Annotated in this window: 20 protein-coding genes; 11 read left to right on the top strand and 9 right to left on the bottom strand. The window is 42.3% G+C overall.

The window, feature by feature from the left end; genetic code table 11:
* Window positions 1-5: 5 nt before the first annotated feature.
* Window positions 6-374, top strand: coding sequence for a thioesterase family protein (locus IGI71_RS11465; RefSeq protein ID WP_005229366.1), 369 nt, complete (start codon window positions 6-8; stop codon window positions 372-374).
* 67 nt (window positions 375-441) lie between these two features.
* Entirely contained in the window at window positions 442-900 is a 459-nt protein-coding gene (locus tag IGI71_RS11460) for a hypothetical protein (RefSeq protein WP_005229368.1), read from the top strand.
* A gap of 35 nt (window positions 901-935) precedes the next feature.
* Here IGI71_RS11460 and IGI71_RS11455 read toward each other — a convergent pair whose 3' ends face one another.
* The 8 genes from IGI71_RS11455 to IGI71_RS11420 form a co-directional block, all read right to left on the bottom strand.
* Window positions 936-1,211 carry a hypothetical protein gene (locus IGI71_RS11455; protein ID WP_005229370.1) on the bottom strand — a complete coding sequence of 92 codons (276 nt, stop codon included), beginning with the start codon at window positions 1,209-1,211 and terminating at the stop codon, window positions 936-938.
* 143 nt (window positions 1,212-1,354) lie between these two features.
* The gene (locus IGI71_RS11450) at window positions 1,355-2,749 is read right to left on the bottom strand and encodes a Y-family DNA polymerase (RefSeq protein ID WP_060792284.1); all 1,395 of its coding nucleotides are present in this window, start codon (window positions 2,747-2,749) and stop codon (window positions 1,355-1,357) included.
* A 254-nt stretch (window positions 2,750-3,003) separates the two neighbouring features.
* Window positions 3,004-3,390 carry a VOC family protein gene (locus tag IGI71_RS11445; RefSeq protein ID WP_086338038.1) on the bottom strand — a complete coding sequence of 129 codons (387 nt, stop codon included), beginning with the start codon at window positions 3,388-3,390 and terminating at the stop codon, window positions 3,004-3,006.
* A 64-nt stretch (window positions 3,391-3,454) separates the two neighbouring features.
* Complete coding sequence (gene fosX, locus IGI71_RS11440) at window positions 3,455-3,865, bottom strand: FosX/FosE/FosI family fosfomycin resistance hydrolase (RefSeq protein ID WP_060792282.1); 411 nt, start codon at window positions 3,863-3,865, stop codon at window positions 3,455-3,457.
* 70 nt (window positions 3,866-3,935) lie between these two features.
* Window positions 3,936-4,187, bottom strand: a complete 252-nt coding sequence (locus tag IGI71_RS11435; RefSeq protein ID WP_005229381.1) for a hypothetical protein — start codon at window positions 4,185-4,187, stop codon at window positions 3,936-3,938.
* A 320-nt stretch (window positions 4,188-4,507) separates the two neighbouring features.
* Window positions 4,508-4,711 (bottom strand): hypothetical protein, encoded by a 204-nt coding sequence (locus IGI71_RS11430; protein WP_060792281.1) that lies wholly within the window; start codon window positions 4,709-4,711, stop codon window positions 4,508-4,510.
* Window positions 4,712-4,982: 271 nt separating this feature from the next.
* A complete protein-coding gene (gene rpmG / locus IGI71_RS11425; protein ID WP_005229384.1) occupies window positions 4,983-5,132 on the bottom strand; it encodes a 50S ribosomal protein L33 in 150 nt (49 codons plus the stop codon).
* A 137-nt stretch (window positions 5,133-5,269) separates the two neighbouring features.
* Window positions 5,270-6,229: an ABC transporter substrate-binding protein gene (locus tag IGI71_RS11420; protein WP_060792280.1), complete on the bottom strand. Its 960-nt coding sequence runs from the start codon at window positions 6,227-6,229 to the stop codon at window positions 5,270-5,272.
* Window positions 6,230-6,431: 202 nt separating this feature from the next.
* Here IGI71_RS11420 and IGI71_RS11415 point away from each other — a divergent pair, with 202 nt between their 5' ends.
* From IGI71_RS11415 to IGI71_RS11375, 9 genes are all read left to right on the top strand, one after another.
* Window positions 6,432-7,223, top strand: coding sequence for an ABC transporter ATP-binding protein (locus tag IGI71_RS11415; RefSeq protein ID WP_060792279.1), 792 nt, complete (start codon window positions 6,432-6,434; stop codon window positions 7,221-7,223).
* Window positions 7,220-8,200 (top strand): FecCD family ABC transporter permease, encoded by a 981-nt coding sequence (locus IGI71_RS11410; RefSeq protein ID WP_060792278.1) that lies wholly within the window; start codon window positions 7,220-7,222, stop codon window positions 8,198-8,200. Before IGI71_RS11415 ends, IGI71_RS11410 begins: the two co-directional genes overlap by 4 nt.
* Complete coding sequence (locus IGI71_RS11405) at window positions 8,200-9,177, top strand: FecCD family ABC transporter permease (protein WP_060792277.1); 978 nt, start codon at window positions 8,200-8,202, stop codon at window positions 9,175-9,177. The genes IGI71_RS11410 and IGI71_RS11405 overlap by 1 nt, the downstream gene beginning before the upstream one ends.
* A gap of 90 nt (window positions 9,178-9,267) precedes the next feature.
* A complete protein-coding gene (locus tag IGI71_RS11400) occupies window positions 9,268-9,807 on the top strand; it encodes a 5-formyltetrahydrofolate cyclo-ligase (RefSeq protein WP_231435243.1) in 540 nt (179 codons plus the stop codon).
* Window positions 9,808-9,819: 12 nt separating this feature from the next.
* A complete protein-coding gene (locus IGI71_RS11395) occupies window positions 9,820-10,488 on the top strand; it encodes a rhomboid family intramembrane serine protease (RefSeq protein WP_096742436.1) in 669 nt (222 codons plus the stop codon).
* Window positions 10,489-10,518: 30 nt separating this feature from the next.
* On the top strand, window positions 10,519-10,728 hold the full coding sequence (locus IGI71_RS11390) for a YqgQ family protein (RefSeq protein WP_005229394.1): 210 nt from the start codon (window positions 10,519-10,521) through the stop codon (window positions 10,726-10,728).
* Entirely contained in the window at window positions 10,728-11,699 is a 972-nt protein-coding gene (locus tag IGI71_RS11385) for an ROK family glucokinase (protein ID WP_005229395.1), read from the top strand. Before IGI71_RS11390 ends, IGI71_RS11385 begins: the two co-directional genes overlap by 1 nt.
* Before the next feature lie 83 nt (window positions 11,700-11,782).
* On the top strand, window positions 11,783-12,184 hold the full coding sequence (locus IGI71_RS11380; RefSeq protein ID WP_005229396.1) for a rhodanese-like domain-containing protein: 402 nt from the start codon (window positions 11,783-11,785) through the stop codon (window positions 12,182-12,184).
* A 148-nt stretch (window positions 12,185-12,332) separates the two neighbouring features.
* Window positions 12,333-12,689: a DUF488 domain-containing protein gene (locus tag IGI71_RS11375; RefSeq protein ID WP_016610725.1), complete on the top strand. Its 357-nt coding sequence runs from the start codon at window positions 12,333-12,335 to the stop codon at window positions 12,687-12,689.
* Window positions 12,690-12,745: 56 nt separating this feature from the next.
* Here IGI71_RS11375 and IGI71_RS11370 read toward each other — a convergent pair whose 3' ends face one another.
* The gene (locus IGI71_RS11370; RefSeq protein WP_017144401.1) at window positions 12,746-12,913 is read right to left on the bottom strand and encodes a DUF3042 family protein; all 168 of its coding nucleotides are present in this window, start codon (window positions 12,911-12,913) and stop codon (window positions 12,746-12,748) included.
* Window positions 12,914-13,049 lie beyond the last annotated feature (136 nt).

Raw genomic sequence — 13,049 nt, 5'->3', positions numbered from 1 at the left:
GAAAAATGGAAAGCAAAAAAGAATTTATCGTGGGACAGCAAGACACTGCGGCTGTTTTGGGTTCTGGGGGATTAGACGTTTTAGCAACCCCACGATTGGTAGCAATGGTGGAAAACACCTGTTGGGAAGCCCTTGAGCCTACTTTAGATAAAGGGTTTACTACCGTCGGTACAAAGTTTTCGATCAATCATTTGAAGCCTTCACCAGTTGGAGCGACAATCACAGTTCTTGTGCAGTGGGAAAAAGAACAGGGGCTCCAATTTCATTATCAGGTAATAGACGCGAAACAACAGATCATTGCCAATGGGACGCATCAACGAGCAGCAGTGGAAATCTCTCGGTTCATGAAAAAAGTCAACGAAAAACAAAGTTAATTTGTGTCCCGATGGCGACTATGTGTTAGAATTAAAGTGTATTACTAATAAAAAGGAGCGTTTTGTCATGGCTAGAGAAATGAAAGCTTTAAAATTTTATTTCCGTAATGGAGAAACATGGACGATTGAGCGCCGTTACATCGGTGACTTGTGGATCAAACAAATCACGACCAGTTTTGGCCGCATCCACGGAAGCGAATTTGTTGAGATTCATCCATGTGCTGGGTTCAAAATTGAAATCTTCCAAGAAGGCGATCATGTGGCAACGCATGACATCAACTTAGGTGGGCTTGAATTAGGGATGTTTGCCCGTGCGTTGAAATATGAAGATATCGAACGGATGGAAATTCTTTACCGTAACGGTACACCGGATCTTGTGTATTTCCCATATAAGGACAAAGATACGGAAGGATTGGATAACGTATACCAATCAACAAAAATCAGTGAGAAAACGAAGAGCCTTTATATCGTGATCGACCCGAACCAGACAGTCGATGATGTTTATAAAGAACATTTCGAAGAATAAGAAAAACGCAGAACCAGTTGGTTCTGCGTTTTTTTTTAGAATGATTCTTGGAACATATCCGTATACTTTTTTAATAAAAGATAATCTTCGGCATATTCATCTTTTAAAACGATCGTATCGCCAAAGAAACTCTTACGCGCATGTTGGATGATACGATGCTGAATATCTTTTTCTAAAAGGTAATCGATCTCAGACTGTTTCAGGTTTTGTGCAGCAGTCGCCCGATTCTTTTCTAAATATTGCAGCAAATCGTACTCAAGGTGTCCCGCACCGTTGATGACTCGTTTGTATTCGATTTTGTCAATTTTCATCTGCTCACACTCCTTGCTATTAAAGTACCTTAGAAAAGAACAAAGGGGGAGGTGGGCGAATCGAAATTACATAAATCTTTAAAAAATGGACCGTTTGTTAATGTTATCTTAAGATTTGTCAGCAAAAAGGAAAGAAAAACGAATCAAGTGCCAGTATTTTTCGAACCATCAGCAAACGGTTCTTTTTCCTTTTGCTGATGGACGGGTCCTATATTAGCGATCCCATCTAGACCACCGGCATGTCCGCCGACTAATTTGCTGCGAGCAATGGCGCGAGCGCCTTCCATTCGGCTTGTGGCATGAACGATCGAAGTGAAGCCATATTTCTCACGAATCTTATCGATGATCAAATCTAATTTACGCTGGCGCAACTGCGTTTCTGCTTGCTCAAAAAGATCCAACTGGACATTTTCTGTATAGAACAATTTTGAATAGGTAATACCAATGTGGCGAACGACTTGCCCCGTATAAAATTTTCGAAAGAGAAACAGGCAATGAGCCACAAGTTTGCGGGTATTGTCAGTTGGCGGGATCTTCATTTGTCGGGAAAAACCAGAGGCAGTTTCACCAAAGGCTACGCCGATGTAAACATTGATACAAGCGGTCTGACAATGATGACGGCGAATCCGAGCGGCAACTTGCTCCGCCATTTCCTTGATGACGATCTCGATTTCTTCTTGTAAATAATAATTGCGATGTAGGACTTGGCTATTGCCGTAGCTTTTTTCCATCACTTGTGGTGTCGGTTCAGATAAAATCGTGCGATCAATGCCATGGGCGTGATGATAGAGCTGCTCGCCAATGATCCCCATGCGACTGCGTAAAAGATCAGGACTGGCGTGAGCCAATTGCTCGATCGTTTCAATCCCCATCAAGTGAAGTCGTTTTTCTGTGCGCCGACCGATCCCCCAAAACTCTGTCATAGGGGCGATCTGCCAAACTTTTGTCGGTACATCGTCATAGGTCCATTCAGCGATCAAGGAACGATTGTGTTTGGATTCGTTATCTAAAGCTAGTTTTGCTAACAATGGATTGTCGCCAATGCCGATGGTGACATACAATTTCGTTGTTTCGTAAATGTCTTTTTGAATTTGCTGGGCAATCAACCAACGTTTTTCTTCGCGAGAGATCGTTTTATCGGGAATGAAAAGATCCAATGTACGGGTCAGATCCATCATCGTTTCGTCGATCGAATAGAGCAGCAAGTCGTCTTGTCCAACATATTTGCGAAAGACATTATTGACTTTGGTGTTTTCTTTGATATAAAAACTCATACGCGGCGATGCTTTGTACAAATCGGGATGTGTCGGCAGGTTGTCATTGCGAGTCACATTTGAAATCCCCAATACCGATTTTGCCTTTGGGGAAGCTGCTAAGACTAAGCCGTTACCAGTATTGTCAGAATGTGACATGACGACCAGCATCGCTTGGATAGGATCTAATCCACGAGAGATGCATTCGACAGAAGCATAAAAACTTTTGACATCAATAAATAAGATATCGCGTTTTGGCTCGAGCGCATAATTAAAACCACCCATTTTTATCACTCCTTACCGAAATTATACGAACGTTTGTTCTTTTTTGTCAAGCAAACAGGAGCGGATGAGGGGGATTTGTTTTTTTATAGAGAAGTTATTTTTGTTTTATAATGATGGGAAACGTTGGTTTATAAGGAATACATTCATTTCAGATTATCAGAATTCGATTGGACATAAATACGGGGTTTTGTCTTTTTACCCGAAAAACGGATAAAAAAACAGCCGCTCCATTGGACCGACTGTCGTAGCTTAAATCAATTTTCGGCAGGTAGGGTTGCAAACAAACTTAAGAGATTGCCGTCTATGTCTTTGACAATGGCATAGCGTTGCCCCCAAAAGGCAGACCAAGGTTCTTTGAAAGACTGATACCCAGCAGCAACGACTTTTGCATGAAGGGCATCAACTTCTTCAGGAGAATCACATAAAAAGGCTAATTCAATCGTATCACCCACAGTCATTGGTGCATGTCCGTAGATCCCAGCAACCATCTGGCGGCTATTCAAGGAGATACGAACCCCGTCGTTTGCTAATTCCATATAATCTTCTGAGTGCTGACCTAATGGCGTGAAGCCAAGTACTTGATAAAAAGCCAGTGCCTGTTCCATGTTTTTTGTGATAATACCGACCATATCTAGTTTCATTGTTTACTTCCTTTCATGTGGGCGTTCTTTACATAACAGTCAATGCAGCTGCTAGCAATGAAGATCACCTCGTTTCTGTCAGACGGTAATGGTGCAACCGTTCAGCCAACGTACCAGTATGCAATTCAAATAAATGGTTGTCATCGTCATAAAAATAAATAGAAGCACCTTCGCCTTTGATGCGGGAACGATCTTTTTCGATCTTCAATCCTAGTCCTTGGATGCGCGTAATCAAGGAATCGATTTGAGCTTGATCGATTTTAAAGGCAATATGGTTATACGTTTTCGGCAGCTTCTGGGAGGCATCCTCCATGACAGCAAGCCATAAGCCATCGATCAAAAAGAATTTTTCTGGGAAGTAAGAATGGGCCTGGTCTTGACTATCATAAACTTCCTCTGCATCAAACAATGTTTCCAGCATCGTTGTTGTCTTTGCTAAATTCTGTACGATCAACGTGATATGGGAAATCTCCATCGCATCAACACTCCTTTGTTATGACGAAATAGGGGAAAGAGAAACAATCAGTATCAAAAGAAGCATTATGTTAGTGATTGTGAAATACCAATAGGAAGAGCAGAACATAAAACAGTGCATCTGTTGCGCAAGGAATAAGTTTCTTCGTGTATTTTGTCCAAAAGAAGACATTTATTAAGAAGAGGACAATCACCGTCGGTAGGCTAAAGGTCCAAGCAGGGTGTTTGATGAAAATGAAAAGCATATTTCCAATAAGTGCAAAAAGAAAAGCGCCATAAAACAGACGATAGTTACTAGGTAGATACGCAAAATTGCCAAGCATGGGTTCACCTCCTATAGGCAGTATAGCATGAAAGGGTCGATCGGAGATCAAAGTATACAGAAAAGGTGGCAACGGGAGAGAGCGGCTTCATATTATGGTTATTGCCAAAATCATCTCGCGCATAATCGCGGGAGAGATACTGCAAAAAATTTCGGAAAATAAAGCTGCCGCTTAATCGCCCCTGAAATCTTTGTTGCTGCTCATGCGTTCTCCTGATGCTTATTCAAAAAAGCAGCAATACATTCACTAAGTGAATTTGGCTACTGCCTGCTCTTTTTTATGATGGACAAAGAGAGACAATAAAACGATGAAAAGAATAGTTACTCGAGGTGTTCCAGGAGAAGCTTTTCTGAGCAATTTAGGCAAAGGATCGGCGCGTTTATCAGTGCTAATTCTTTTCTGGGTTTTAGTTGGTAAGCAGAAGCTTTCGGCGGAAACGGCCATTTTGTCCAAACGACTTCCCCTGTGTCGATCACTTTTTTGCAATGGTTGCAACGAAACTCATTTCCTTCTTTGTTAAACATTTAATTTCTCCTTTTTTCTATACATTATACATTAAAATTTATTTTTGTGACTTTACAAAGAATTGGCTTAAAAGTCCAAAGAAGAGAAGTCAAGAAGCAGCTAAAACAAAGAGTAATCAAGGAGACGATGCAATTACTATCTAAGTTTGAAAGAACAAGGGCTAATAGAAGGGGAGTTCCATTCAAAACCATCACCTCAAAGCTAGTTTTTACAAAAAAAGAAGTTCGCAAACGCCTTGGTTATCAGCGTTTGCGAACTTCTTAAATAGCATTATTTTGTTTCGCGGTGTAAAGTAACTTTTCTTTCGCGTGGGCAATATTTTTTCTTTTCCAAACGATCAGGATTGTTACGTTTGTTTTTGTTTGATAAGTAGTTGCGTTCTTTACAAGAAGTGCACTCTAATGTGATGTTTACGCGCATGATTTTCCCCCCTAACGATACAAGAATCCTCTAAGAAATCTCTCAGACTAAAATATAATAGCATGTTTCGTGAGGGAATGCTAGCTTTTTCCTGAAATTTGTTAAGTAGTTTTACTTGACGAATTTCTTGAAACGCATTAGTCCAATTTGCTCTGGATATCTTCGATCATTTTGGTGTAGGCGATCGGACCGTTGTAGAGCCAGCTTGATTCAGGGCCGAATTCCCATAAATGATTGTTTTTGACTGCATCAAGATTTTGCCAGACTTGTTCACTGAAAAAATCAGCGCCTTTATCACTATTCACTAAAATCAGGTAATCGGCATCCAATTCTGCTAATTTTTCCAGAGAAACGGCAGACCAATCAGCAGTGGCACTTTCACTGATTTCCGAAACCAGTGCGGGAACTTCAAACCCGAGTTCGTGATACAGCAGCTGACCGCTTGATTTTGTTTCTGAAACCATGAAGACAGAGTTATTGACCACCCATAAAGCAGCGATCGACTTGCCTTGGATTTGATCAGCGTACGTTTCCTTGGTAGCAGCGACTAAGTCATCATAATCAGCTTCTACTTGGGCAGCTTGCTCTTCTTTGTGTAACACCTTTGCAATATCTGTCAGACGTTCCCGCCAGGTCACGTCTTCGCCATTTGTGACCACATAGGTCGGCGCGATTTTACTGTATTGATCATATTTGTCACCTTCCACCATGGAATTGCTATCCATCAGTAGCAGGTCTGGCTCAAAGCTCAAGACATCTTCAAAGGGCAGATCGTAGTTGATCCTTGGAACCTCCGCCAGTTTGTCTTGCAAGTATGCTTGATCACTGTCATTGCCGACGGTCCATTGAGCAACCGGTGTTACCTCTAAAGCGACCAAATAATCTTCCAAATAACTACCAATCACCCGCTGTGGGTTTTCGGGAACAGTGACTTCATTTCCCATCGCATCGGTAAAGGTTGTTGCTATTTCTGAAGAAGTAGTGGCTGATCCACTGCTATCCGTTGAGTCATTATTCGTGCTGCAAGCACCCAGTAGGGTAAGAGAGCAGGCAGCTAGCAGGGTAAGCCAAGTACTTCTTTTTGACCATTGTTTCATAAAAACACTTCCTCCTTTGTTACATGTTGAGCACTTATTGTTTTAATTGAGAATAGTTCTCATTTGCTGATAGCTATTATCACGAAGAAACGCTTCTTTGTCAATCTTATTTTTTTATTTCCTTTTTTTAGAACTATTGACGAATAGTAGGATTACATTCATAATTGATAAGCATTATCAATCATTTATTTTGGGGACGAATATGGCGAAATTACGAACAGTTGACTTGAGTGTCGGCTATCAAAAACAAAAAATTGTGCAAAATCTAACAATTGAGATGCCAGAAGGGAAAATCATCGGCTTGATTGGTCCGAACGGCAGTGGGAAATCGACGTTTTTAAAGGCACTTGCCCGAATTTTACAGCCATTGTCTGGTGAGGTCCTCTTAGATGCACAAAACCTGCAAAACATCAAAACCAAAGAAGTGGCGAAAAAGATTGCGCTGCTCTCACAAGTTAGCGATTCATCGATTGGCTTGACGATTCGCGAAATTGTTTCTTATGGTCGTTTTCCCTATCAAAAAGGACTAAATAGTTTATCGGAACAAGATCTTGCGGCGATCGAATGGTCTTTGCAGGCAACGGGTTTGACGGCACTAGCAGATGAAACGATCAGCACGCTGTCAGGGGGACAAAAACAGCGCGTTTGGATCGCCATGGCACTTGCGCAAGATACGGATATCGTGATTTTAGATGAACCAACGACCTTTTTAGATCCAGCGCATCAATTAGAAATTTTGCTCTTATTACAGCAAATCAATAAAACCTACGGAAAAACGATCATTATGTCGATTCATGACCTGAATCATGCCTCTCGTTTTTCTGATTATATTTATGCATTAAAAGGTGGAGAACTGTTGGTCTCTGGTACACCAGAAACAGTGCTGACCAAAGAGTGGCTACAGCGTTTGTTTGAGATCGACGCCATGTTAGGAACCTTTCCTAATAGCACAAAGCCATTGGTCTTGACCTATGAGTTAGGAGCCCAAGCATGAAAAAGTTTTCTTGGTTGCTGCTGCTTTTTAGCGGCTGCTTTATTATCTGTTTCTTTTTGGCGATCACCCAAGGCGCTGCAGACCTTTCCTTTGAAACGATCTGGAATGCTATCTTTGCTTTTGATTATGAGAATCAGCTGCATCAAGTCTTGCGCAATATTCGATTGCCCCGTGTGTTGGCTGCTTTTCTAGTAGGAAGTTGTTTTGCTGTTACGGGAGCTATCATGCAGGGAATTACGAAAAACGCTCTGGCAGATGGCGGTCTTTTAGGTGTCAACAGTGGGGCTGCGATGGGATTAGCGATCGCATTTATCCTATTTCCTAGTATTCAACCGAGTCAAGCGGCGCTATTTTCGTTTTTTGGTGCCTTTGCGGCAACTGCGCTGCTTTTTTTATTGACTCGCTATGCCAAATTGGGTATGTCACCTACAGGTTTGATTTTGGCTGGTGTGGCACTAAGTTCTTTTTTCTCAGCCATCAGTCAGACCCTGTCACTGCAATTTGATTTAAATCAAGAGTTAGCCTTTTGGTTTATCGGTGGTGCCGCAAATGTGACTTGGCAGCAACTGCGTTTTGTGGGCCCCATCTATCTGATTGCCATCGTTTTTGTGCTACGTCTAGGAAAAGCGTTGAATCTGTTAGCGCTAGGAGATGACACCGTCATTTCATTAGGCAAGCACCCGCATCTGATTCGGGCATCTGCCTTACTGTTAGTCGTAGTTTTGGCGGGAATGGCAGTTTCGCTTGTTGGACCGGTCAGTTTTGTCGGCTTAATGGTTCCTCATGTCGTGCGGGGAATGGTGGGCAAAAACTATCAACTGATTTTGCCTTTGACGATCCTTGGAGGGGGAACACTGGTGATGGCCGCTGATCTGGCTGGCCGCCTGATCAATCCGCCCTTTGAGACACCCTTTGGGATACTGATGGCATTGATTGGTGTGCCTTTTCTATTGATCAAGATACGGAGGGAAGGCTGATGAAAAAAACACTCTCTGTTTTTTTCCTACTGCTGATGGTCGCTTTTTTAGGAAGTGTCATGGTGGGAAAAACAATTTTATCCTTTCAGACATTAGGGGCAATCTTTCAAGGAACGGCATCTTCGAGTCAAGTACTGACTTTTACTGAGTTTCGACTACCACGGGCTTGTCTAGCGCTGATCGCTGGTGGTGCCTTTGGTTTTTCTGGGTTTGTCTTGCAAGGAGTAACGAGAAATGAGTTGGCTGATGCAAGTATCGTAGGAATCAACAATGGGGCAGGGCTCTTTGTGTTGATCTACTTAGGTTTTTATACCCAAGGATCGCAGCTTTTGCCTGTCGTTGGGATCATCGGTGGTTTATTAGCTGCTGTACTGGTCTATTTGATTGCCTATAAGCACCGCCAATTGTTATCGATGGAGCGAGTACTGCTGGCGGGAATCGCCGTCAATGCAGGGCTGGCGGCGGCTACCTTACTCTTTACGGTGGAATTATCAAAAGACCGCTATCGCTTTGTAACAGCGTGGCTTTCTGGTTCGATTTGGGGAACTTCTTGGCAGCAAATCACCAGTCTGCTTCCTTGGGTCATCGTATTGTCTGCCGCAGCTTTCTGGACCGTACCAAGGTTTAACTTACTTGGCTTTGGCGAGGAGCAGGCAATTAGCTTAGGGGTTTCTTTGACCCGTTTGCGGACGTGGTTTTTAGTGATCGCGGTTGGTTTGGCTGCCAGTACGGTTGGCTATACTGGTAATTTAGCCTTTGTGGGCTTATTGGCGCCTCATATCGCTAAGGGACTCATCGGCAGAGAATCTCGCAGTGCCTTTTTCTTAGCGGGAATGATCGGCAGTCTGCTAGTCTTAGTCAGTGATACGATCGGTCGTTTGCTATTGACAAGCGGCGAGATCCCAGCTGGTATCATCATTTCTATCGTGGGGGCACCGTACTTTGTCTTTTTGCTGATCCGACGTAAAGAAGAATGAGCAACTAGTCATGATCTTGCCAAGAAATCTGCGATTCTAGTTTGCTATTTGGACACAGTTTTTGGTACTATTTCTGAGAGGAGTGATCCAATGGAAAAACCAGTCATTAGAGAGCACATGATCCAAACATTAAAACAAATGCCAATCAAACAAAAGCAGCAGAAAGAAACGCTGATTTTGCAGTTGCTGTTTTCTTCTCAGATTTGGCAAACAGCTGAGTCAGTAGGTGTGATCCGTTCGTTGCCATTTGAATTTGATACAGCGGCTATTTTTGCTAAAGGATTTGAACAAAACAAACGAATCGCAGTGCCGAAAGCACAACAGAAAAAATTGCAGTTTTATCATGTGGAGCCGACAACACGTTATGAAGCGTCGGCATTTGGAGTTGAAGAGCCGATCTGTGAGCAAGAAGCCCATCACTTGGATTTGCTGATTGTTCCCGGTTTGGCGTTTTCTAAAAACGGCTATCGCATCGGCTTTGGCGGTGGCTATTATGATCGTTTCTTGTCAGCTTTCGATGGCAAGACCGTTTCTTTGGTCTTCGGAGAGCAATTCAACGATCAATGGACACCAGATGTATTCGACATCCCAATCGATAAAATCTATACGGATTCTCTTATTCGCACGTAAAGGAGCACGTCAATGAATTCTCAAATGAAAAGATGGCTGAATCAGCCGGTCTTCACGTATCTGTTTTTAGCTATCCAAACAATTGTGTTTATCTTAGGTTATTTTAGTCCCTCTATTCAATCAGGCGGGGTGATGTTTGGTCCGTTTGTCGTTTATTTAAATGAATATTGGCGTTTCGTTACCCCGATCTTTCTACATTTCGGTTTGGCTCATTTTGCGATCAATTCTGTGATTCTGTATTATATGGGGCAGCAAGTAGAAGCCATCTATGGTCATAGCCGTTTTTTTGCCTTGTATTTGCTAAGCGGCATCATGGGCAATACCATGAGTTTTGCCTTCAACCAAATAGGGATTCAATCAGCAGGCGCTAGTACTTCTTTATTCGGACTTTTCGGGGCATTTTTGATTTTAGGTTGGCATTTTAGAAATGATTACCGCATCCAAGCAATGGTACGGCAATTTGCCCTATTCGTTGGATTGAACCTGGTTTTTGGTGTGTTTGATCAAACGATCGATATGTGGGGACACATTGGGGGGATCCTCGGTGGGTTATTACTAGGGAATCTTTTGGCATTGCCAAAGAACTACGGAAAATATTCGATCCACACCAGAATCCTCTCTGGCGTACTCTTTGTTTTCTTATTGGCTATTTTTGTGATATATGGTTTTAAAAAATATTAATTACTTGTATAATAAGCAGGAAGTGGTTAAATGGAAACGTTATATGACGTACAACAATTACTGAAACAATTTGGTGTTTACGTATATGTCGGCAAGCGGATCTACGATATAGAACTGATGCAAATCGAGCTGAAAAACTTTTATGACAGTCGCTTGATAGATCGGGATGTATATCTGACTGCCCGGCGAATTCTTACGCGGGAGCATCGAATTGAAGAAAGCCGGGAGGAAAACAAGTGATGGACAAAAAAATCATCGGAATTGATTTAGGCGGAACAACGGTGAAATTCGCTATTTTAACGAGCGAAGGCGAGATTCAGCAAAAATGGAGTATTGACACCAATATTCTTGATGAAGGCTCACATATTGTGCCAGAAATCGTGGCATCGATCAATCATCGCCTAGAATTATATGGCTTACAGCCAGAAGCATTTATCGGTATTGGTATGGGGACACCAGGAAGTGTCGATCGTGACAAAGGAACCGTCATCGGTGCCTACAATCTGAACTGGAAAACACTTCAGCCAGTCAAAGAACTGATTGAAAAAGGCACAAAAATCCCCTTTGCCATCGATAACGATGCCAATGTAGCAGCTTTAGGTGAGCGCTGGAAAGGGGCAGGGGATAACAATCCTGATGTCATCTTTATCACACTAGGTACAGGTGTTGGCGGCGGTATCATCATGGAAGGGCAATTGCTTCATGGGGTTGCTGGTTGTGCTGGAGAAATCGGTCATATCACTGTTGATCCTGAAGGGTTTGAATGTACTTGCGGCAAACGTGGTTGTTTAGAAACGGTTTCTAGTGCGACGGGTGTTGTGCGAGTTGCTCGACAGTTGGCAGAAGAATATGCTGGCGATTCGGCATTGAAACAGCAGCTGGACAATGGGGAAGATGTTTCAAGTAAAGATATTTTTGAAGCGGCTCAAGCAAACGATCCATTTGGCTTGATGGTCGTTGATAAAGTGTGCTTCTACCTTGGGTTGGCATGCGGAAACTTAGGAAACACATTAAATCCATCGAGTATCGTTTTAGGTGGAGGCGTATCAGCAGCCGGTGAATTTTTACGTGAACGGGTTGCTGCCTACTTTGCTCAGTTTACCTTCCCACAGGTAACGGAAAGTACCGAAATCAAATTGGCAGAACTTGGGAATGATGCCGGTGTGATCGGGGCAGCATCATTAGCTTTGCAATTTGCAGCAAAAGCTTAGATGCCAAGCTGCTAGGCAATGATACATTCAAGCAGCATAAATCAAAAAAAGAATGATTGTTACAATAGAGAGGAATAGAAGAAATGACACCAATTATGTGGCTAAACTTGGTTTTGGGATTAATCATCTTAGCAATCGCTTTGAACTGGGCGTATTTTCAAATCATGGGACGCCGTTCAGCAACGATCATCTCAGAAGATGAATTCAAAGCAGGAATGAAGAAAGCCCAAGTGATCGATGTTCGGGAAAAAAATGAGTTTGACAGTGGACATATTTTAGGGGCGCGTAATATTCCTTTTACTGTTTTAACCAATTCCTTCAGCGCATTTCGTAAAGATCAACCGATCTACTTATATGACACGCGTAAATCGTTGAGTATTCGCGCAGCGAATAAATTACGTAAAGAAGGCTTTACCAATGTCTATATCCTAAAAGAAGGATATGAAGGCTGGAGCGGCAAGACGAAAAAGAAAAATAGTTTATAAAACAGAGAACTCAAGGCAAAAGAACACAAGCAAATTTGAATGAGTGACGAAACACCAAACGGAGTGTTTCAAGTAAGTCATTGTTCAATTTACATTGTGGGCTTTTGCCTTTATTTGAACTTAGGTCTATCAATAAGGAGAGTGTGCGTTGATCAAGCGAAAAAGAATTTATGAAGCGGCGGAAACGACAGATGGCTATCGGGTATTGGTGGATCGCATCTGGCCTAGAGGGATGAAAAAGGAAACAGCTCAGATCGATCTATGGCTCAAAGCAGTCGCACCAAGTACTGAATTGCGCAAATGGTTTGGGCATGATCCTGAACGTTTTGATGCGTTTAAAGACCGCTATCTACAAGAATTAGAGAAAGCGCCCGCAAAAGTTGCCCTGGCACAGTTAAACGCGTTGGTTGCTGAACAAGAGACCGTTACCTTACTATACGGAGCGAAAAATGAAGAACAAAATCAAGCCGTGATTTTGCAGGACTTACTGGAGAAGGAAGAATGATTACCTAAAAGAGCCGCCAGCCTATTGAAGGCTGACGGCTCTTTTGTAGCAAATGATTAACGGGCAACGCTTTTACGCATCGCACGTTTCCGTTTTTCATCATGATCCGCTTGTTGTTCATCAATTGGATCAATCACTTGTTTCTTGACCGTCATAACAACACTTGCAGCTGCAGCAACCGTTGCGACTGTTCCTACTAAAAATCCTGAAAGAAATCGTTTCATCATTAAACACCTCGCCTTTAGTTATAGGTTCATTATGAATGAAAACGGAAAAAATATCAAAAAAAATCACTTTTGGGATTGAAAACGCTTGAAATGATTTAGTAAATATTTTACAATAAGTTTACTAAAAAGAAAG

This window comes from Enterococcus sp. DIV1279b, from assembly GCF_050531515.1.
Lineage (GTDB): Bacteria > Bacillota > Bacilli > Lactobacillales > Enterococcaceae > Enterococcus_D > Enterococcus_D casseliflavus.
This window is presented reverse-complemented; position numbering and strand designations above follow the sequence as displayed.